This window comes from Erwinia sp. 009765445 (assembly GCF_058137865.1).
Genome location: NZ_JBYUWC010000008.1, coordinates 74,129 through 96,066, shown reverse-complemented (window position 1 = coordinate 96,066; position 21,938 = coordinate 74,129). Strand labels below are relative to the sequence as shown.

12 protein-coding genes and 3 pseudogenes are annotated in these 21,938 nt (G+C 56.0%); 9 read left to right on the top strand and 6 right to left on the bottom strand.

The features are described from left to right. The first annotated feature begins 1 nt into the window (after position 1). Positions 2-2,275 (top strand): zinc/cadmium/mercury/lead-transporting ATPase, encoded by a 2,274-nt coding sequence (locus tag AC3Y5R_RS10530; RefSeq protein ID WP_489921301.1) that lies wholly within the window; start codon positions 2-4, stop codon positions 2,273-2,275. On the opposite strand, the gene tusA is transcribed toward AC3Y5R_RS10530, so the two are convergent. Then, on the bottom strand, positions 2,272-2,517 hold the full coding sequence (gene tusA, locus AC3Y5R_RS10525; RefSeq protein WP_158780797.1) for a sulfurtransferase TusA: 246 nt from the start codon (positions 2,515-2,517) through the stop codon (positions 2,272-2,274). The two genes, AC3Y5R_RS10530 and tusA, sit on opposite strands and share 4 nt — an antisense overlap. 267 nt (positions 2,518-2,784) lie before the next feature. Here tusA and AC3Y5R_RS10520 point away from each other — a divergent pair, with 267 nt between their 5' ends. Next, entirely contained in the window at positions 2,785-3,450 is a 666-nt protein-coding gene (locus tag AC3Y5R_RS10520; RefSeq protein ID WP_489921300.1) for a 7-cyano-7-deazaguanine/7-aminomethyl-7-deazaguanine transporter, read from the top strand. Positions 3,451-3,547: 97 nt separating this feature from the next. Next, complete coding sequence (locus tag AC3Y5R_RS10515; RefSeq protein ID WP_489921299.1) at positions 3,548-4,105, top strand: DcrB family lipoprotein; 558 nt, start codon at positions 3,548-3,550, stop codon at positions 4,103-4,105. 112 nt (positions 4,106-4,217) lie between these two features. On the opposite strand, the gene iolD is transcribed toward AC3Y5R_RS10515, so the two are convergent. Continuing rightward, entirely contained in the window at positions 4,218-6,536 is a 2,319-nt protein-coding gene (gene iolD / locus AC3Y5R_RS10510; protein WP_489921298.1) for a 3D-(3,5/4)-trihydroxycyclohexane-1,2-dione acylhydrolase (decyclizing), read from the bottom strand. A gap of 540 nt (positions 6,537-7,076) precedes the next feature. On the opposite strand from iolD, the gene AC3Y5R_RS10505 reads away from it, so the two are divergent. Next, positions 7,077-8,996, top strand: coding sequence for a bifunctional 5-dehydro-2-deoxygluconokinase/5-dehydro-2-deoxyphosphogluconate aldolase (locus AC3Y5R_RS10505; protein WP_489921297.1), 1,920 nt, complete (start codon positions 7,077-7,079; stop codon positions 8,994-8,996). Positions 8,997-9,242: 246 nt separating this feature from the next. Continuing rightward, positions 9,243-10,085 carry a MurR/RpiR family transcriptional regulator gene (locus AC3Y5R_RS10500; RefSeq protein ID WP_489921296.1) on the top strand — a complete coding sequence of 281 codons (843 nt, stop codon included), beginning with the start codon at positions 9,243-9,245 and terminating at the stop codon, positions 10,083-10,085. Between the two features lie 60 nt (positions 10,086-10,145). On the opposite strand, the gene fdhF is transcribed toward AC3Y5R_RS10500, so the two are convergent. From fdhF to AC3Y5R_RS10485, 3 genes are read right to left on the bottom strand one after another with little or no spacing between them, the layout of a single operon-like run. Beyond that, positions 10,146-12,296 (bottom strand): formate dehydrogenase subunit alpha, encoded by a 2,151-nt coding sequence (gene fdhF, locus AC3Y5R_RS10495; protein WP_489921295.1) that lies wholly within the window; start codon positions 12,294-12,296, stop codon positions 10,146-10,148. Beyond that, positions 12,289-12,828 carry a 4Fe-4S binding protein gene (locus AC3Y5R_RS10490; protein ID WP_489921294.1) on the bottom strand — a complete coding sequence of 180 codons (540 nt, stop codon included), beginning with the start codon at positions 12,826-12,828 and terminating at the stop codon, positions 12,289-12,291. The genes fdhF and AC3Y5R_RS10490 overlap by 8 nt, the downstream gene beginning before the upstream one ends. Beyond that, a complete protein-coding gene (locus AC3Y5R_RS10485) occupies positions 12,825-14,765 on the bottom strand; it encodes an FAD-dependent oxidoreductase (protein ID WP_489921293.1) in 1,941 nt (646 codons plus the stop codon). Before AC3Y5R_RS10485 ends, AC3Y5R_RS10490 begins: the two co-directional genes overlap by 4 nt. 345 nt (positions 14,766-15,110) lie before the next feature. On the opposite strand from AC3Y5R_RS10485, the pseudogene AC3Y5R_RS10480 reads away from it, so the two are divergent. From AC3Y5R_RS10480 to AC3Y5R_RS10465, 4 genes and pseudogenes are all read left to right on the top strand, one after another. Then, positions 15,111-15,734 (top strand): annotated as a pseudogene (locus AC3Y5R_RS10480) (xanthine dehydrogenase family protein molybdopterin-binding subunit); the annotation flags it as partial. A gap of 44 nt (positions 15,735-15,778) precedes the next feature. Next, positions 15,779-18,367: pseudogene (ygfK, locus tag AC3Y5R_RS10475) on the top strand (putative selenate reductase subunit YgfK); the annotation flags it as partial. Positions 18,368-18,369: 2 nt separating this feature from the next. Next, positions 18,370-19,484 (top strand): annotated as a pseudogene (locus AC3Y5R_RS10470) (amidohydrolase family protein). Then, the gene (locus AC3Y5R_RS10465; RefSeq protein WP_158780831.1) at positions 19,484-20,968 is read left to right on the top strand and encodes a nucleobase:cation symporter-2 family protein; all 1,485 of its coding nucleotides are present in this window, start codon (positions 19,484-19,486) and stop codon (positions 20,966-20,968) included. The pseudogene AC3Y5R_RS10470 and the gene AC3Y5R_RS10465 overlap by 1 nt, the downstream one beginning before the upstream one ends. A gap of 136 nt (positions 20,969-21,104) precedes the next feature. Here AC3Y5R_RS10465 and iolB read toward each other — a convergent pair whose 3' ends face one another. Beyond that, positions 21,105-21,929, bottom strand: coding sequence for a 5-deoxy-glucuronate isomerase (gene iolB / locus AC3Y5R_RS10460; protein WP_489921292.1), 825 nt, complete (start codon positions 21,927-21,929; stop codon positions 21,105-21,107). Positions 21,930-21,938 lie beyond the last annotated feature (9 nt).

Here is a 21,938-nt window from a genome sequence, read left to right as displayed (position 1 = left end):
TATGCACCAGCACTCTTCGTCCTGCAATTGTGGTCATTGCCACGCTGACAGCCAGCACGGCTGCAGTGGAAAAACTCGCCCGGTTATCAGCAAAATTACTTCCATCAGCGCGCCTTCAGGGGAAAGCGGCTGCTGCAGTGAAGCCAGCTGCGGTTCCGGCGACAGTCCCGATGAGGAAAGTGACAGCACCGGATCAGCGCCTGGTTACAGCTGGCAGATTGCCGGGATGGACTGCCCGAGCTGTGCCAGAAAGATTGAAAACGCGGTCAGTCAGCTGCCCTCGGTCACTCAGGCCCGGGTGCTGTTTGCCACTGAAAAACTGGTGGTGAACGCCAGCCAGGACATCCGCCAGCAGGTCGAACTTGCCGTGCAGAAAGCGGGGTTCAGCCTTAAGCGCAGCGATACTTCTCAGCCTGCAGAACCGGCACCCGGTTTCTGGCAGGAGAATGGCACCCTGCTGGCGCTGGTCGTGCTGATGCTGGCCAGCTGGCTGCTACAACAGGTCAGCCCGCTTGCCGGACAAATCGCCTTTACTGTCACCACGCTGTTTGGTGCGTGGCCGGTTGCCTGCAGCGCACTGCGCCTGATGAGAAGCGGAACCCCTTTTGCCATAGAGACACTGATGACGGTCGCCGCCATCGGTGCCCTGTTTATCGGAGCAACCGCTGAAGCCGCAATGGTGCTGCTGCTGTATATGCTGGGTGAAAGGCTTGAGTCCTATGCCGCCAGTCGTGCACGCCGGGGCGTCACCGCACTGATGGCGCTGAAACCAGAAGTCGCAGTTCGCCTCAAGGGAGAGACGCGCGAGACGGTAGCACTGAGCGAGCTGCGCCCTGGCGATATTATTGAAGTTGCACCAGGTTCCCGCCTGCCCGCCGATGCAAGCCTGGAATCACCGTGGGCCAGCTTTGATGAAAGCGCGCTGACTGGCGAATCAGTACCGGTGGAACGCCAGCAGGGCGAGGTGATTGCCGCTGGCAGCCTCAGCGTTGAACACCAGGTCAGACTGAAAGTGGTTTCCCGTCCTGGCGAAAGCGCTATCGACCGTATTCTGCATCTGATTGAAGAAGCCGAAGCGCATCGCGCGCCGGTTGAGCGCTTCCTGGACCGCTTCAGCCGTATTTACACGCCGGTGATTATGGCGCTGGCGCTGCTGGTAGCGGTAATCCCGCCTCTGCTGTTGGGTGGCGAATGGCAACCGTGGATTTATAAGGGCCTGACTCTGCTGCTGATTGGATGCCCTTGTGCGCTGGTGATCTCCACTCCGGCAGCAATCACCTCTGGTCTTGCCGCCGCATCCAGAAGAGGCGTGCTGATCAAAGGCGGTGCCGCGCTGGAAAGCCTGAACGCTGTTCGTACGCTGGCGTTCGATAAAACCGGCACGCTGACCGAAGGGAAACCGCAGGTGACCACCATAGTCAGCCTGAACGGGGAAAGCGAAACAGAGCTGCTGGCTAAAGCTGCGGCCGTGGAAGGCGGTTCCTCGCATCCTCTGGCTAAGGCAATTGTTGCGCTGGCAGACTCCCGGCAGCTGACAGTGCCTCCAGCCAGTGCTCAGCGAGCGCTGCCTGGTAGCGGCGTTGAAGCGATAGTTAGTGGTCACAAACTTTTAATTAGCGCCCCGGTAAGAGTGCCGGAAAACTGTCTGAGTGCCGGGCAGTCTGCGCAGGTTGAAGAGCTTGAATCAGCCGGGAATACCGTGGTGATCCTGCTGCAGGATGCCCGTCCAGTGGGGCTGATTGGCCTGCGGGATACACTGCGGGCGGGTGCCGTTGAAGCCTTGCGGGAACTGCGGGCGCTGAACGTTCAGGCAGTCATGCTGACAGGAGATAATCCTCGTGCCGCCGCGGCCATTGCCAGCGAGCTGGGGATGGATTACCGCGCAGGCTTGCTGCCCGCAGATAAGGTTGCGGCGATTAGCGAACTGAATCAACAAAACCCGGTAGCAATGGTCGGGGACGGCATCAACGATGCGCCAGCGATGAAAGCCGCCACGGCGGGGATAGCAATGGGCAGCGGCAGCGACGTGGCGCTGGAAACAGCAGATGCAGCGCTGACGCATAACCGCCTGAACGGGCTGGCAACGATGATCCGTCTGTCACGGGCGACTCACGCCAATATCCGGCAGAACATCACGCTGGCTTTAGGGCTGAAGGGAGTGTTTCTGGTAACCACCCTTCTGGGGATCACCGGCCTGTGGCTGGCGGTACTGGCGGATTCCGGTGCCACGGCGTTAGTAACCGCTAACGCCCTGAGACTGCTGCGTAAGCGTTAAAGCCCTTTCTTCAGCAGATAACGGTAAGGCATGGCGTCGATTGCCTGGGCCACCAGCGTATGTTCCATAAAGCGGCAGAAGCCGGGGATGTCGCGGGTGGTTGCCGGGTCATCGGCGATAATTAACAGCGTTTCGCCGTCCTGCATATGGCGCACGGCTTTACGCACCATCATTACCGGCTCCGGGCAGCGCAACCCCTGAGCATCCAGGGTCTGGTCAGGGTTGGCGAACAGATCGCTCATAACATTCTCAACAAGGCAGGAAAACTGCGGCCATTTTACCCGCAGCATCAGTATGTGCAAGCGGTGCCATCCATCAAAGCATTAGCGGGCACTAACCTGACCGTCAACGCTGGCTTTTACTCAGTCAGCGGGCTCCACCGACGATAACGTTTGCGCTAAAATTAACCATTGCATTAGCAGGCTGTTTCGGTAAGATGCCGCGCAATCGCTCAGGCGAGATAAATTTTTTTGGGTTCCCTCACCCCAATATTCAAAAAGGTCACATTGATGATTTCTTTCTCTTCCCGTCAGCGCACGCATGCGTTGATCTGGCTGTCGTTATTTCACGTGCTGGTGATCACCTCCAGTAACTATCTGGTGCAGCTGCCGGTCTCTGTATTTGGACTGCATACCACCTGGGGCGCGTTCAGCTTTCCGTTTATTTTCCTCGCTACCGATTTAACCGTGCGGATTTTTGGCGCGCCGCTGGCCCGTCGCATCATTCTGGCGGTGATGATCCCGGCCCTGGTGATCTCCTATGCAATTTCCGCCCTGTTCTATCAGGGGGAATGGCAGGGATTTGCCGCGCTGGAAAACGTTAACCTGTTTGTCGCCCGTATCGCCTGCGCCAGCTTTATGGCCTATGCGCTGGGACAGATCCTGGATGTGCACGTGTTTAACCGCCTGCGCAAGCTGCCACAGTGGTGGATTGCGCCTGCTTCGGCGATGTTCCTGGGCAATATCAGCGATACGCTGGCCTTCTTCTTTATCGCTTTCTATAAAAGCCCTGATTTGTTTATGGCGCAGAACTGGGTGGAGATCGCCTTGGTGGATTACAGCTTCAAGGTGATTATCTGCATGATTTTCTTCCTGCCAGCCTACGGCGTGCTGCTGAATGCCACCCTGAAGCGCCTGGCGGAAAAATCCAGTCACACTCTGGTGAACTTCGGCTAAGCTGCATTCTGTCACAGAGTGTCGGTTGCTTTTGCCAGCTGAATACTATTTTATGAGTGGCTGTAACAGGCACACGACTAACGTAAAAGGGATCATGATGCGTAACTTACTGAAATATGCCGGTATCGGTTTACTGGTGGTTGGACTGACCGCCTGCGACGGCAAAAATGACAAAGCCGCAGCCGATGACAATGGCGCCAGCAGCAGCCAGAGTAGCCAGAACATGACCCTGATGGACGGCAAGCTGACCTTCTCGCTGCCCGCGGGCATGTCGGATCAGAGTGGCAAACTGGGCACTCAGGCCAATAATATGCACGTCTACGCGGATGCAACCGGACAGAAAGCGATTATCGTCATCGAGGGCAACAGCACCACCGAAGGGCTGGACGTGCTGTCCCAGCGTCTGGAGCAGCAACAGCGCAACCGCGATCCGCAGCTGCAGGTCGTGAGCAATAAATCCGTACAGCTGAAGGGCCAGCAGGTTCAGCAACTGAACACGGTGATCTCTGCCAAGAACCAGTCTTCCTGGTCTTCTGTGGTGCTGGCGAAGGTTGACGGCAAATTGCTGACCCTCCAGATCACGCTGCCAGCGGACAACCAGCAGCAGTCGCAGACTGAAGCGGAAAACATCATCAATAGCATCACGCTGAAATAACCTTTTCGCGGTGAAATATTAAAAGCCCCGGTCGTAACGCCAGGGGCTTTTTTCATCTGGCCGGGACACTGAACAGCTTTCACATACAACCGAAAAGCTGGCGGGATCTGCACTACAGGCCAGCATGCTCGCGAATATACTCCCGCGCTTTTACCGCGTATTCAAAGGGATTGGCCAGCGCCGGATCCTGCTCGGCTTCCACCACCATCCAGCCTTGATAACCTGATTCATCCAGCAGCTTAAAGACTGGCATAAAGTCGATCACTCCGTCACCCGGCACGGTGAAGGTACCTTTTTTCACGCCGTCGAGGAAAGAAAGCCTCTGGCTTTTGACCTGTGTTACCACCTCATCGCGCACATCCTTCAGGTGAACGTGATTGATGCGCGGCAGGTACTTTTGCAGGATCGCCAGCATCTTCGCCTGGCTGCCCTCGGAGTAATAAGCATGGCCGGTATCAAACAGCAGACAGACATCGTCGTGAGTCAGCTGCATAAACCGGTCGATCTCTTCGGTGGTCTGGATCGCCGTGCCCATATGGTGATGCAGGCAAACCTGCATCCCCTTTTCCGCAGCCAGCTTCGCCAGCTCGTTGTAGCCTTCCGCCGTCAGGCGCCACTCTTCATCGGTGAAATACGGTTTCTCTTCCAGCACCGCCAGCGCGGTACCCTGAATGCTTTTGCTCTGCTCGGAACACCCAATCACCTTTGCCCCCATGGCGTGCAGGAAGTCACGGTGATTGATGAATTCATCGATGGTTTTGGCCTTGTCGCCGTCAGCAAAAAAGGTGCTGAACCAGGCATTGCAGATCTGGATGCCGCGAATTTCCAGCATCGGTTTCAGCACCGCCGGATCGCGCGGGTATTTGCTGCCGACTTCACTTCCGGTAAACCCGGCCAGTGCCATTTCACTGACAATCTGCTGGAAGGTGTTTTCTCCTCCCAGCTCCGGCATATCATCATTGGTCCAGCCAATCGGGGCGATGGCCAGCTTGACCCCCAGCGAGGCGCTCACTTCATACCCCATGCAGGAGTAGCCGTACTCAACGTGATAACTGTTGTAATCTTTGGTGCGCCAGACACGCTGCAGATCGCCCGGCAGGCTACCCGCCGCTGCGACGATTACCGAGTCCTTTGGGAGGTTTTCATTCAGCGTGCCCAGCACGCTGCTCTGGGTCAGGAATGAGTCTGTCAGGCGGTTGAATTCGGCGTACACCGCTTCACGATCCAGATGATCGTCAATCTCAGGTACAAAACCGTCATTGCTGTAAACTGCCTGATAAACGCGCTGGGTTTCCTTCAACAGTTTGCTCTGCGCCTGCGACACTTTTTCACCCCAGCCGCTGGAGAAGCCTTGTGCCGTCAGCCGCTCGTCCAGCGCAGTCAGAGCTTCGCGGGCATCGGCCACCACCTGCACAGCATCCAGCTTGTAAGCATCGAAATTACTGACGTTGATATTGAGGTAGCTGACGTCTTCGTTATGGAAAATCCATTTAGATGCGGTGGTGAAGTCGGTGTAGCGGGTGCCAACGCCAATCACCAGATCGGCCTCTTTCGCCAGCAGGTTAGCCGCCAGGCAGCCCGTTTCGCCCACGCCGCCAACGTTCAGCGGATGATCGGAGACGATTGTGCCTTTGCCCGCCTGAGTTTCAGCAAACGGGATCTGATGCCGCTCGGCAAACTGGCGCAGCGCCTCGCCCGCCCCGGAGTATTTCACCCCACCTCCGCAAACGATCAGCGGTTTACGTTTACCGGCAATCAGCTTCAGGGCGGCAGACAGCTGCGCTTCCGTTGGCAGACGGCGATCCAGCAGATGAACGCGCTTCTGGAAGAAATAATCCGGATAATCATAGGCTTCACCCTGCACATCCTGCGGCAGTGAAAGGGTCACCGCACCGGTTTCCGCCGGATCGGTCAGAACGCGCATGGCATTAATGCAGGCGGTCATCAGCTGTTCCGGACGGCTAATCCTGTCCCAGTATTTGCTGACGGCGCTGAAGGCATCGTTGGTGCTGATGCTGAGATCGTGACTCTGTTCGATCTGCTGCAGCACCGGATCTGGCTGGCGGGTCGCGAACACGTCGCCCGGCAGCAGCAATAAAGGGATGCGGTTTGCAGAAGCCGTCCCGGCTGCGGTGATCATATTGGCAGCGCCAGGCCCCACGGATGAGGTGCAGGCGATGATTTCACGGCGCAGCTTTTGTTTGGCATAACCAATGGCAGCATGGGCCATGCCCTGCTCATTACGCCCCTGATGCACCACCAGATCGCCGCTCTCCTGTTCCAGCGCCTGGCCCAGCCCCAGCACGTTGCCGTGGCCAAAGATGGCAAAAATCCCCTTAACAAACTTGGTTTCCACGCCATCTACCGACAGATACTGGTTGTCCAAAAATCTGACCAGGGCCTGTGCCGTGGTTAATCTGATCTTAGCCATTTGATCTTCCTTAGCGTTACAGCGGTGGGCCTGAGGCCAGCCGCAATTCGCATGTGTGGTCGCCACGGTCTTCAGTAAATCGGCGACGGCTGTAAGTGAAACGTGAGGCGATTATAAACAAATATTTTTTTCACTAAATACAATTACAGAAGAAACATTTCATTTTGCGAGAGAGATCAAATTATCTAATGAAACCGCTGCCTGAAGGGCGATCTGCAAGGTGAAAAGCGCTTGCGTCAGTAAACGAAAAATTTCGTTTCACTTCAGTATGTTCGCCACTTTAATTCTGCAGGATTGGGAGCAAGGTCACACCGCCCTGCAAGCGGGATAAACAGTGACATTTTGATCCGCAGGGATCGCCGGCAGAAGAGTTTTATCCATCTCACACTTTTGGGTTAATTGTTTCATTTAATATTGAATTTGAAATTTTTATTCTCCATACTGATTGCCATATCAGGTCCGGAAGCCGGGAAGGCAGTTTCGGGAGACCCGCTGGAGAAGCGCAGCTGAATTGGCTTATCACAGAAAGAATAAACAGGTATGAGTACACAACAGAAACGGCTTGATGTGATTTGTATCGGACGTATAGCCGTTGACCTCTATGGCCAGCAGATTGGTGCCAGGCTGGAAGATATGAGCACATTTTCCAAATATCTCGGCGGCTCTTCCGGCAATGTTGCTTATGGTACGGCCATTCAGGGACTGAAATCGGCAATGCTGGCCCGGGTTGGCGACGAGCATATGGGTCGTTTTCTGCGGGAAGAGCTGCAACGTGTCGGCGCTGATACGCAATGCCTGATCACTGACAAAACCCGCCTGACCGGGCTGGTGATCCTGGGGATCAAAGATCAGGATACCTTCCCACTGGTGTTCTACCGCGATAACTGCGCGGACATGGGCCTGATACCGGAAGATATAGAGGAAGAGTACATCGCCTCTTCCCGCGCCGTGGCGGTGACCGGCACCCACCTTTCTCACCCGGATACACGCGCTGCCGTGCTGAAAGCGCTGGAAATTGCCCGTCGTAACGGATTACGCACCGCGCTGGATATCGATTATCGCCCGGTGCTGTGGGGGCTGACCTCACTGGGCGATGGTGAAACGCGGTTCATCGAGTCGCAGCACGTCACCCAACAGCTGCAGGAAGTGCTGCACTATTTCGATTTAGTGGTGGGAACGGAAGAAGAGTTTCATATTGCCGGAGGTAGTACCGATACGCTGACGGCGCTGAAAAATGTGCGACAGGCCAGCAAAGCGACGTTGGTCTGTAAGCGTGGCGCAATGGGTTGTGTGGTGCTGGAAGACGAAATCCCGGAAAGATGGGAACAGACCCGACTACAAAGCGGCGTGCGGGTGGAAGTGCTGAACGTGCTGGGAGCCGGGGATGCGTTTATGTCCGGGCTGTTGCGCGGCTGGCTGAACGATGAAAGCTGGGAGCAGGCCTGCCGCTATGCCAACGCCTGCGGTGCGCTGGTGGTTTCCCGCCACGGCTGCGCTCCGGCGATGCCAACCAAAGCCGAGCTGGATGATTTCCTCAGCCGTGACAACGAGGTGAAACGCCCGGATCTGGATACCCGCCTCACTCATCTGCACCGGGTCACGACCCGTAAACAGCAGTGGCCAGAGCTTTGTGTTTTCGCCTTCGATCACCGTAAGCAGCTGCTGGATATGGCTAATGAAGCGGATGTGGATACCTCGCGCCTGCCGGAACTGAAACAGCTGCTGTTGCGGGCGGCTGAAGCCGCAGCCGGGGAAGCGGGGTTGGATCACCGCAGCGGTATTCTGGCTGACACCACCTACGGGCAACCCGCTCTTAACGCCATAACCGGTAAAGGCTGGTGGATTGGCCGTCCTATTGAGCTGCCCAGCTCCCGCCCGCTGCGCCTGGAACACGGCAACATTGGCTCGCAGCTGGTCGACTGGCCGCAGGAACACGTGGTGAAATGCCTGGTCTTTTATCACCCACACGACAGTGCAGAGCTGCGGCAGGAGCAGGATGAGCTGATCCTCGATGTGTGGCGGGGCTGCAACAAGAGCGGTCACGAACTGTTGCTGGAAGTGATCCTGCCGGATAGCAATCCGGACAAAAAAGAGTCTTATTACCTGGATATCCTCAGCCACTTCTATTCGCTGGGTGTTCAGCCGGACTGGTGGAAACTGCCGCCGCTGCAGCCTGAAAGCTGGCAGGCGATCGGCGGTCTGATCGAGCAGAAGGATCCCCACTGCCGCGGGATCCTGATCCTCGGTCTGGATGCGCCGGAAGAGAAGCTGAAAGCCGGATTCGCCGCCGCCGCCAAATCCCCCAGGGTTAAAGGCTTCGCAGTAGGCCGCACCATCTTCGGCCAGCCTTCGCGGCAGTGGCTGCAGGGTGAGCTGGATGACCAGGTGCTGATCAACGAGGTCAAAAGTAACTATCTGCGGCTGATTAATGCCTGGCGCGAAGTGCGACCGGCGAAGTAATCAGTGGCACCAGGGGCGAGTTATTCGCCCCTTTTTTACATCCTTCTTCTGCTGAAACCCCGCACTTAATTCTCGCCGCGAAGTAAAATTCCCTGCAAAAAATGGGGATCGGCTACCAATCTGTGATTTGTTTCATATCCCGATGAAATAGATCGCCTGATTTTCGTTAGGAAGTGAAATTTTTTGTTCATCTGGTAGACTATCGGGCAGATGAACGTGACTTATTTTTCTTAGCGAGCCGAAGTAATGACCAATAACCCGACGCAGCTTTCCCTGTTACAGGACGACATCCGTCGTCGTTACGATACTCTGAGTAAGCGCCTGAAGCAGGTGGCTCGCTATATCCTTGATAACAGCAACAGCATTGCTTTTGATACCGTCGCCTCTATTGCGCAGCAGGCGGACGTGCCGCCCTCCACGCTGATCCGCTTCTCCAACGCTTTTGGCTTCAGCGGCTTTAACGAAATGAAACAGGTTTTCCGTCAGCACCTGATGGAAGAGACCGTGAACTATACCGAACGGGCACGCCTGTTCCGCCAGACGGCAACGGATGAAACGGCCACGCCGCCAGAGAACCCAGCCGAAATCCTCAACGTATTCACCATGGTAAACTCGCAGGCGCTGCAGCAGCTGGCAATGCAGACTAACCCGGAGCAGCTGAATAAAGCGGTTGAGCTGCTGAACCAGGCAGAGAATATCTATGTGATTGGGCTGCGTCGTTCGTTCAGCGTGGCATCGTATCTGACCTATGCCCTGCGCCATCTGGAACGCCGTGCGTTTCTGATCGACGGCCTGGGCGGGATGTTCGCCGAGCAGCTGAGCATGGTAAACCCGAAAGACGTGGTGATCGCCATAAGCTATTCGCCTTACGCGCGTGAAGCGGTGGAACTGGTCGAGCTGGGCGCCAAACGCGGTGCGCATCAGATCGCCATTACCGACAGCCAGGTCAGCCCGCTGGCCGCCTTCAGCGATGTCTGTTTTGTCGTGCGGGAAGCGCAGGTTGATGGCTTCCGTTCCCAGGTGGCTTCCCTGTGCCTGGCCCAGACTCTGGCCGTCTCGCTGGCGCTGAACAACGTCGAAAAAGCATAAAAAACGGGTGGAATTTTCCACCCGTTTTCAGCCGACTCATTTCATTTCTGTGCCGGTTGATCAGGCCAGCGGTTTCGCCGCTTCTGCCAGACGGTTTTTCATCTGCTGGTAAGCTTCAGGCACATATTTTTCAGCCCATGCAGCATCGTCAATTTTTTCCAGCCTGACCGCGCAATATTTGAATTCCGGCGTTTTAGCGATGGGGGCGAGACTGTCGATCGTCAGTTCATTACAGGCACCGATCCACCACTGATAGGTCATATAGACGGCCCCCTTATTCGTTCGTTCGCTGATATCAGCCCTGCTGATCACTTTCCCCCGCCTTGAGATTATCCAGACCAGCTCGTCCTGAACGATCCCAAGCTCCTGCGCATCTTCCGTGTTAATTTGTACCCGTCCTGGCTCATCGGCCTGAGCACTCAACGCATGGCAGTTCCCGGTCATTGAGCGGCAGCTGTAATGGCCAACTTCTCTGACCGTGCAGAGCACCAGCGGCCACTTTTTATCCACCACTTCCGCTGGCGGATGCCAGTCGCAGGCAAAAAGCAGCCCCTTGCCAGAAGGCCGTGAAAAATGGCTTCCCTCGTACAAATAAGGCGTTCCGGGATGGGACTCTTCCGGGCAGGGCCACCGGACGTAGCCAAAATCAGCCATTTTCTCCCAAGTCGCGCCCTTGTACAGCGGACACATCAGGCGCAGCTCGTTCCAGATGGCCTCATTGTCGGCATACTGCATCGGATAGCCCATGGCAGTGGCCATACGGCTGATAATTTCCCAGTCCGGCAGCACGTCACCCTGCGGTTTAACCGCCTTATAAAAGCGCTGGAATCCCCGATCGGCGCTGGTATAGACCCCTTCATGTTCACCCCAGCTGGTTGCAGGCAACAAAACATCGGCCAGCTCCGCCGTTTTGGTCATAAATATATCCTGAACAATCACCAGCTCCAGCTTCGCCATCGCCTTGCGCATCAACGCAAGATCGGGTTCCGTTTGCAGGGGGTCTTCTCCCATAATCCAGTAGGCGTGCAGCTTTCCTTCCATTGCCAGATGCGGTACGTCGGTGATGGAATGGCCCACTTTGTCGCTCAGGGACTTCACGCCCCAGGCTGCAGCGAATTTATCGCGGGCAGCGGGATCGGTAACAGGTTGATAGCCGGGAAAAAGGTTTGGTAACGCCCCCATATCACAGGCTCCCTGGACGTTATTTTGTCCCCTGACCGGGCCGACCCCAACCCCGGGACGGCCAAAGTTACCGGTTGCCAGCGCCAGGCTGGCAAGCCCTTTCACCACATCCACCCCTTGTCCCCACTGGGTTACTCCCATTCCCCACAGGATGGTGGCATTTTTCGCCCCGGCATAAAGATGCATCGCCTGGCGGATCAGATCGGGTGCCAGGCCCGTCACCTCCTGTACCGACTCTGGCGAATAGAGCGATACCACTTCCCGCCACTCATCCACGCCCTCAACATGCTGTACAAGATAATTTTTATTGCAGAGATCGTCAGCAATCAGCACGTTGGCGAAAGCATTCACCAGCGCCATATTGCTGCCGTTCTTCAGAGGGAGCCAGAGATCTGCCAGCCGGGCGCTTTCGATATAGCGGGGATCGCATACGATAATTTTGGCCCCCTTCTGTTTAGCCCTGACGATTCGCCTGGCCACAATGGGGTGAGAGTCAGCGGCGTTGTAACCGAAAATCAGCAGACAGTCGCTGTTCTCGATATCCTCCAGCGAATTGCTCATTGCGCCATTCCCCAGCGTGGCCTGCAATCCTGCCACCGAGGGGCCATGACAAACGCGGGCACAGCAGTCAATATTGTTGCTCCCCAACACTGCCCGGACGAATTTTTGCATCACATAGTTGGTTTCATTGCCCGGCCCCCGCGACGAACCTGTGACCATAATGCTCTGCGCGCCATAGCGATCTTTAATCTTCTGCAGCCGTGAACTGGCAAAAGAGATCGCTTCCTCCCAGCTTACCGCCTCAAAAGGGCCACCCCGTTTACGGCGGATCGCCGGATGCTGCAATCGGGGAGTGAGTAGCCGGGTATTATTGAGAAATTCCCAGCCGAAGTAGCCCTTCAGGCAGAGTTTTCCTTCATTGGTTACGCCCTTCGCCCCCCTGGCCCCGACAATCTTACCGCCCTCGGTTTGCAGTGCGATTTTGCAGCCACAGCCGCAGTACGGGCAGACAGTAATCACTTCATCCATGGTTTGATTCCTCCAGCAGAAGCAGCCCGCTCAGGCGGCTGCCTTTGGCGGTTTTTTGCTGTTTTTTTTGTTGCTGAAGGCTGAGACCTGCAGCAGTGACAATGGCGAGCGCATCCGTGGGACAGACAGAGACGCAGGTCGGGCCGGATTGCTGCCCGCTGCAGAGATCGCATTTAATAATCTGCGGACTCAGGTCAGGCTGGCTGACAATCTCAATCGCGCCAAACGGACAGGCAACGACGCAGCTTTTACAATCGATGCAGTTGTGGCTGACTGATTCGCTCGCTTCTCCTTTTCTGTACAGAGCTCCTGTCGGGCAAACCGCCACGCAGGGGGCGTTTTCACACTGTCGGCACATTACTGGCGCACTGATGTTGCTCAGCTTTATCACCCTGAGCCGGGGAAAATAGTGACGGGCGGTGAGCGCCACACCGCCGACATGGACGACATGGACGACATGGACGACCGCACAGGCCACTTCACAGGTATGGCAGCCGATGCACTTCTCCGGTGAAGCCACGATAAAGCTCATGAGGCACGCTCCCTCAGCTGTTGCTGTTCCTCAAACATCTGCATCATTTCACCGGCGCTACGGCGGCCTTCGGCCATCGCGGTGACCACCAGATCGGCCCCGTGAACGGCATCACCGGCGGCAAAAACTTTTGGATTGTGCGTTTGCGTTTTGCGGCCTGACTGCCCGGTGATAATCAAGCCCCAGAGGTCAAAGCGAATCCCCTGCCCGGCCAGCCAGGGCATCTCGTGCGCCTGAAAGCCAAACGCCAGGATCAGCGCATCGGCCGCTAGCACAAACTCTGACCCGGCGATGGGCTGTGGCCTGCGACGCCCGTCACTGCCGGGCGCCCCCATTTCAGTACGGATCAGCCCAATGCCGTTCAGGCAGCCCGCTTCATCCAGCCCGATATACTGCGGCTGCAGGTTAAACATGAATTCCACCCCTTCTTCGCGGGCATTGGTGACCTCCTTCTTAGAGCCAGGCATGCTTTTCTCGTCACGGCGATAGGCACAAATCACGCTTTCCGCCTGTTGCCGCACGGCCGTTCTCAGGCAGTCCATTGCGGTATCCCCGCCGCCAAGCACTACCACCTTTTTACCCTTCAGCGAGACATAAGGCTGCTGCTCATCCTCTTCCAGCTCCATCACCTGCCGCGTGTTCGCGATCAGATAAGGCAGGGCCTGCATCACCCCAGGCGCATCTTCATTCTCCAGTCCTGCGCCCATCAGTCCGTACGTCCCCACGCCAAGGAAGACCGCGTCGTACTCTTCCAGCAGTCGGGAAAAAGGAATATCGCGGCCAATTTCACAATTGAGATGAAAATTGATTCCCATTTCACTGAATATCGAATGTCGGTTCACCATCACCTGCTTATCCAGTTTGAAAGAGGGAATGCCAAAGGTCAGCAATCCGCCAATTTCCGGGTGGCGATCGTAAACATCCACGTGAACCCCTTGTCGCCTCAGCACATCGGCACAGCCCAATCCGGCCGGCCCGGCTCCCACAATAGCCACACGCTCCGGTCTGTCTTTTACTCCATGCAAGTCTGGCCTCCAACCCCGGGCAAGCGCTTCATCCGTGATGTAACGCTCAATATTACCGATGCTGACGGAGCCGGGTTGACCGTTCAGGGTACATGCCCCCTCACACTGGCGATCCTGGGGACAAACCCGCCCGCAAATTTCCGGCAGGCTACTGGTTTGGTGGGAAAGTTCTGCGGCTTCGATAAGCTTTCCTGCAGCCGCGAGCTGAATAAAATCCGGGATAGCGTTATGCAAAGGACAGGTCCAGTTACACCACGCTTTCTGTGCGCAATACAGACAACGATCCGTTTCATATCGTGCCTGGGCCTGATTAAGCCCCTGATAGATCTCCCTGAAGTGAAGCTTTCTGTCCTTTGCTGCGAGTTTGGCAGCGCCGATGCGCGGGGTTCTGTCAAGCAGCTCAACCCCTTTAGAAGCGATGGGGGCTGGCCGATTTTTCCCTCCGGCAGTCGCATGCTGCCGGTACAACCGCAGTCGCTGCAGTTCAGCCTCATCCATCAGCTGAAGTGCCTGCGCGGGACAAGTTTCAACACAGGCTGCCTGCCCCGCTGCCAATTGCTGGCACAGGTCACATTTCTGCACCACAGGCCGGTCACTCACCTGCTCGATAGCGCCAAAGGGACAGGCCAGCAGGCAATTTTTGCAGCCGATACACTTCTCTTCCCGCAAACGAATGCTGTCACCTTCCGGGACCAGTGCTTCTGTCGGGCAACTGGCCACACAGGGGGCGTTATTGCAATGACGGCAGGTTAACGGCACGGCGCTATCGCCACTGGTAATAAGGTGAATACGTGGCCGGAACTGCTCAGGGCTGGCAGGCCAGGCCTGCTGGTTATGTGCAAGCACACAGGCCACTTCGCAAACGTGACATCCAATACACTCACCGGGGTTAACAACAACGAATCGATTCATAATTATTCCTTTTTGCGATTCCGCTAAGTGGCTAATGCAAAAAAGAGGCGAGTTTGCAGAAACAGGAAGAAATTACTTCTTTATGTGAACCTTCTCTCAATATGTTGATTGCAGACGTTCCCTTCTGCCGCTGGCCCTGCCAATACGCCTTCGCTCCGTCTCAATTTGATAAAAAACACTTCAAATTGAAAAAACAACGCGATCCATGCACGCCTTAACGCTTTGCAGACAGGCCATATTTCTAACCGCCATCACAACTCTGCAGCAACAATGAGCCTCCTGACCTCTCTGGCATATCCCTTGCTTTGTGAGTGTCATAAATGGATCTCTGGAGGGCCATGCCCGATGAATACGTTATTGGTTGGCAGTGAAGTCCCGCGCGTCGACGGGGCAGCAAAGGTAAAAGGCGCCGCCATTTATGGCGACGATATCGTGCTGAAAAATATGCTTTATGGCGTGTGCCGCTATGCCGATATTGCTGCAGGTCGGATCGAGAAACTCGATCTTAGCGAAGCGAAAAAAGTGCCTGGTGTGGTCAGAATAGCCACCTGGGAAGATATTCCCGGCGAGACGCATATTGGGGTGGTTATTCCTGACTATCCGCCAATAGTCGATCGTGAAATCGCCTTTCGTGGCGATGTGATAGCCGTGGTGGCGGCAGAAAATTATGAAGCTGCCTGCCTGGCCGCAGACAAAATCAAAGTGGTTTACACCCCGTGGACGCCGATCACTTCCGTCAGAGAGTCAATCAGCCCTGGTGCCCGATTGATCCACAGCGACAGAGAAAATAACATTATCAATCATCACCATACGGTGAAAGGCGATATTGAGGCCGGGTTCGCCGCTTCCACCCATATTTTCGAACGCGACTATGAGGTGGGCTTTCAGGAACATGCTTATATTGAGCCGGAATCCATTACGGCCGGGTACGATGACAACGAACAGATCCTGAACATTTATGGCTCAGTGGACTGACCCCACCCCAGTAGACGATCCTGCCCTATAGTTGGACCGACGCTGGTAAAAACGAAAAATTTACCCGCTACCAGCAGACGTTACTCAGCTGTCTCTCTTCCAGCCACTGGCGGCTGCTGGAAAAAGCTGACCGGAAGGAACTGCTCGCTCTGCCGGGGCAGATCTCCTCCCGCATGGTTAACAGCGTCACGCTCTCGACGATGCACGGCTGCCCCCCCGATGAGATCGAATCAATTTGTCGCTACATGCTGACGGAGAAAAATCTGCATACTTTCGTCAAACTCAACCCGACCCTGCTGGGCTATCAGCGAGTCAGGGAGATCCTGGATGGCAATGGCTTTAACTATATTTCGCTCAGTGAAGAGTCTTTTGGGCACGATCTCCAGCTAAGCCGGGCACTGGAAATGCTTGAGCGTCTGATTGCTCTGGGTAAAAAACAGCAGCGAACCTTCGGGGTGAAGCTGACGAATACGTTGGGTGCCCAAAATCATAAGCATCGCCTTCCCGGTGAAGAAATGTATATGTCGGGCCGCGCGCTTTATCCTCTCTCCATTAATGTGGCAGCCGTGTTGTCGGCACATTTTGCAGGTAGGCTTCCTGTCTCCTACTCCGGGGGAGCCAGCCAGTATAACATTGCCGATATTTTCGCCACTGGTATTCAACCCATCACCATGGCAACCGATTTGCTGAAGCCCGGCGGCTATTTGCGAATGAAAGCCTGTGCACAAATTCTGGAAACCCATGAAGGCTGGGACCGCAAACAGATCGATGTACCGCGGCTGCAATCACTTGCCAGCGCGGCACTCACTGCCGGATGGGCGAAGAAGGAGTGGAAAAGCCGGGATGAAATAGATGCCGGGGGACCGCTGCCACTTACCGACTGTTATGTCGCTCCCTGCGTGACAGCCTGCGCCATTCGACAGGACATTCCGGAATACCTGCGTCTTGCCGGTGAAGGACGCTACACCGAAGCGCTGGAGCTGATCTATCAACGTAATGCTCTACCCGCCATCACTGGCCATATTTGCGACCACCAGTGCCAGAACAACTGTACCCGCCTGGATTACGACAATGCCCTGAACATCAGGCGAATCAAAAAAATTGCGCTGGAAAAAGGCTGGGAGGGCTATCGCCAGCGCTGGCACAAACCAGCGGGGTCCGGTGACAAACATCCGGTAGCGGTACTGGGAGCCGGTCCGGCTGGGCTTGCCGTAGGGTATTTCCTGGCGCGCGCAGGGCATCCGGTCACCCTGTTTGAGCAGGAAGCCAGCCCCGGCGGCGTGGTCCGGCACATCATTCCGCAATTTCGCATTCCTGCCAGCCTGATCGAACAGGACATCCGGTTTATTGCCGATCACGGTGTGAAATTCGTCTACAGCTGCGACCCCCGGCTGACTATCGCTCAGCTACGGCAGCAGGGTTTCACCTCTGTCTGCATCGGCATCGGCGCGGGTAAAACCAATACCCTTGCCCTGCCCGGTAACAATCCACATGTTTTGAAGTCCTTTGATTTTCTGCGTTTGTTCAACCAGAAATGCCTGCCAGAAACCCTGCGCGGGGAGATTGCGGTAGTGGGGGCAGGTAACACGGCCATGGACTGTGCAAGAGCCGCCCTGAAGGTTAAAGACGTCACCTCGGTCACCATTGTCTATCGACGGGAGGAGCTGGATATGCCCGCCTGGCCGGAAGAAATTGCCGCTGCCCGACAGGAAGGTGTGGCATTCCGGACGCTGGTGAACCCTGAACATTTCGATCTTCAGGGCAATATGACCTTACGCCTGATGCAACCTGGTGAGCCGGATGCCCAGGGACGCCGTCGCCCGATGGCAACAGAGCAAACAGAAACACAGCATTTTGACGCGCTTATCACCGCCACCGGGGAGAATCCGGACGAAAGGGTGCTGAGTCAAATTGGCCTGCCGCTGACCCCTTCCGGCAGAGTGGAGGTTAATCCGCACACGCTGGAAACCAGCCTGCCTGACGTGTATCTGATCGGCGATGTCCAGACCGGGCCAGCCTCCATTGTTTCAGCCATTGGCGGGGCACGTAAAGCCGCCAATGCCATCCTGCAGCGGGAAAACATTCGTTCCGACAAGGATGACAAGCGCTGGCTGAACAGCGATCCGGCCGCGATATATACCCGCAGGGGGATCGTCGCAGTCACGCAGATTGATGCCAGCAACGAAGATGCCTTTGCCCGCCAGGAGGCCACCCGCTGCCTTGAATGTAATTACGTCTGCGCGAAGTGTGTGGATGTCTGCCCTAATCGCGCCAATGTGGCACTCAGCGTGCCGGGCTTCCAAAGCCGTCAGCAAATTCTGCATCTGGATGCGCTTTGCAACGAATGTGGCAACTGCGCCCAGTTCTGCCCGTGGCAGGGCAAACCCTATAAAGACAAGGTCACCGTTTTCAGCCGTCAGGATGATTTCGGCAACAGTACCAATCCCGGCTTTCTCATCAGCCAGCAGAGCGTGCAGGTCCGTCTGCAGGATCGTGTCTGGCGACTGAACCTTGACGGGCAAGGTAGCGTTACCGGAGAAACACCGGACGAGCTGAAGGAGATGGTGCGGATTATCGATTATACGCGCCAGCACCACTCATATCTGTTGGGCAGCGTGGAGGAATAATCATGCTGATTTTGAAAAATTGTACCGCCGTGCAGTTTGAACCCTGTCAGGTAGAACAGGGATACGATATTGCCGTTGAAGATGACAAGATTGTGGCAGTCGGCAGTAATCTGGCTGAACAGTATCCCGGGGCTGAAATCAAACAGATGAATGGCAAGCTGGTTATGCCCGGATTGGTTTGTGCCCATAACCATTTCTACTCCGGTCTGTCCCGGGGCATTCTTGCCCCAATCGCCCCCTGTCCGGACTTCATCTCTACCCTGAAAAACCTCTGGTGGCGGCTGGATCGGGCGCTCGATGAGGAGTCGCTGTATTACAGTGGTCTGATCTGCTCACTGGAGTCGATCCGTCAGGGGTGTACCGCAGTGATTGATCACCATGCCTCGCCCGGTCTGATCAAAGGCTCGCTGGCCATTCTGCGCAAAGGCTTTCTTGAAGCAGGGCTACGTGGGATGACCTGCTTCGAAACCACCGATCGCAATTTTGGGATCAAGGAGCTGGAAGCTGGCGTGGAAGAGAATATCGCCTTTGCCCGGCTGATTGATGCCGAACGCGGCAGCCACCCCCGAAACACGCTGGTGGAATCCCACCTTGGTGCTCATGCGCCATTCACCGTCCCTGACGCCGGGCCTGCCTTGTCCATAACGCCCGTTCCAATATGAACAATCACGTTGGCTATAACCGCCACCTCGCCGGTTACCAGCTGGCAGCACTGGGAACGGACGGCATTGGCGCGGATATGTTTGAGGAGTTGAAGTTCGCTTATTTCAAACATCGGGATGCCGGTGGGCCTCTCTGGCCGGACAGCTTTATGCACATGCTGCAAAACGGCAATGTACTGCTGGAACGCAACTTTACCGGGCGCTTTGGTCAGCTGGCTCCGGGCTATACCGCCGACCTGACAATCTGTGATTACACCTCTCCCACTCCGCTGCAGCCGGAAAATCTGGCCGGGCATCTGGCTTTTGGCCTCGGTAGTTCAGCCGTTCACAGCGTAATGGTTGGCGGGCGTATGGTGTATGAAGATCGCCAGTTCCCCTTCGATGTCGCCCCCCTGTATGCCCAGGCGCGTAAAGCAGCCAGCAGGCTGTGGAAAAAAATGGGAGAACTCTCCTGATGAAGACTTCTGCACTTCACTCTGACCCAACGCCCTCTTCCTCTCTGCCAGTGGATGAAGTGCTGCCCATTGGTCAAATGGCCCTGTATGGCTTACAGCATGTGCTGGTGATGTACGCCGGGGCCGTTGCCGTTCCGCTGGTTGTCGGCTCGGCAATCGGGTTGGCGGATAACCAGATCGTGGTACTGATTGGATGTGATCTGGTGGTGTGCGGAATAGCCACGCTGCTACAGACGATAGGCATTGGCCGGTGGCTCGGATGCCGCCTGCCTCTGGTCCAGGGTTGTACTTTTGCCGCACTGATCCCACTGGTGCTTATCGGCAAAGAGTACGGCATGGGAGGCATTTCGGGGGCGGTGATGATCGCTGGTCTGTTCACGCTACTGTGTGCGCCGTGGATTTGTAAGCTGGTTCGCTTCTTTCCTAAAGTGGTGATGGGTTCGATAGTCACGCTGATTGGACTGTCAATTATGCCGGTAGCCGGTGGGTGGATTGGCGGAGGAAGCAGCAGCATGGCCGACTTTGGCAATGTTCTGTCACTGGCACTGGCTGCGCTGACGCTGGTGATCATCCTGAATATCTATACCTTTGGCTCCGGCCTGATTAAAAACATCGCTGTGCTGATTGGGCTGATTATTGGGTCAACGGTGTGGTACTTCGTTGACTCACTGGATTTCAGCCGGGTCAGTGCCAGTCCGTGGATTAGCCTGCCCGTTCCGCTACAGTTCGGCCACCCGGAATTCCACCTGATCCCCATCCTGCTGCTGTCGATGGTCATGGTCGTGGTGATGGTGGAAACCATGTCTTCCATGATGGCGACCGGTGAGCTGGTAGGACGAAAAGCGGACAGCGAAACGTTGAAAAAAGGGCTACTGGCCTGCGGGCTGGCAACATTCTGCGGCAGCTTCTTTAATCTTTTTCCCTATGCTGCATTCGCACAGAATGTTGGGTTGATTGGCCTGACAGGCGTTAAAAGCCGCTTTGTGGTTGCCGCTTCGGGCTGCATTTTGATCCTGATGGGGCTGTTTACCAAAATTGCCGCACTGGTGGTCGTGGTGCCGAAACCGGTGCTGGGTGGGGCAGGTGTCGTGATGTTTGGCATGGTTGCCGTGGCGGGGATCCGTACGCTGGGCCAGGTCAATTACCGGAATAATAACAATGGGATGGTGGTTGCCCTGACGCTGGGTCTGGGTCTGATGCCGGTGTTGGTGCCGCAACTTTTCTCACAGCTTCCGGAGCTGGCAAGGATGTTTTTACACAGCGGGATCACCGTGGGGACCTGCACAGCAATTGTCTCGAATCTGATCCTGAACGGGAAAGGTCTTCACTTTAAAAATCGCAGCTGTGAGGCATGCCAACCGGTGGAGCTGGCTGCCGATCCGGAATCAACCGCAGCACGCCGCGTCGCGGTCAAAACGGTCAGAGTCTGGTTGCTTCTGCGCCGGGCCAGAGAACAGCAGCAAAGAGAGAGGGAACAGGAATGAACAGGTCAGAACGACTTCTCAGGATAATTACGGCGGCAACCCTGGTTATCCTGTCAGGTTATTTCAGTCTGTCGGAAGGCCTTTCTCTGGCCTTCCAGAGCCGGTTTCAGTATGCAGCAGGCTATGAATTTGTCGTTCAGTTGCCCGGTTTACGCGGATAATCTTCGCTGTTTACCCAGGCGTGATCTTTCTCCCAGCTGAACTTCCACAACCTGACTGGCCCGGCCATCACATTCAGATAGTAGTTATCGTAACCGGCAAGAGTAGCCACCGGATGATAACCTCGTGGCACGGTGACCACATCGCGGTTGTAAGCCGCCATGCACTCGTCCAGAGAGCGGTCGTCAGTATAGACGCGCTGCATGGCGAAACCCTGCTCCGGATTAAAACGGTGATAGTAGGTCTCTTCCAGACAGGTCTCTGTCTCTGAATCTTCCCGATCGTGCTTGTGGCTCGGGTAAGAGCTGGTATTGCCTTCGTCGGTGTAAACCTCCACTACCAGCAGGCTGTCGGCTGGCTTATCATCCGGCAAAATATTGTGCACCAGGCGTTTATTTCGGCCTTTCCCGCGCTGCTCCACACCGACATCCTCAGGTGAGATCAGTCTGGCAGGCAGATTGCCGTTGCCGGGTGCATTACACACTGCCAGTTCAAGGTCGGAATCCGCATAGACTTCCACTTTGTCATGATGCGGCACATACACTGAGTAAGGCGGTGTACGCTCAAACGGCGACATCCGTTTGCCGATGCCCGGAAACTCTGCGTGGCGGGTTTTCACCGAAGCCAGCCCGGCGACCAGCACCAGGCACAGCTCTTTGCTGCCGCTTTCCAGCGCCAGGGTCTGGCCCTTTTTCAGCTGGTAAGCATCGAAACCGACATAGCGCCAGCTGGCACTTTCCGGTGTGACATGCTGGATGCGCCCCTGCGCATCCGGCTGCTGTGCTTTGGATAGCAATGCCATTCTGCTGCT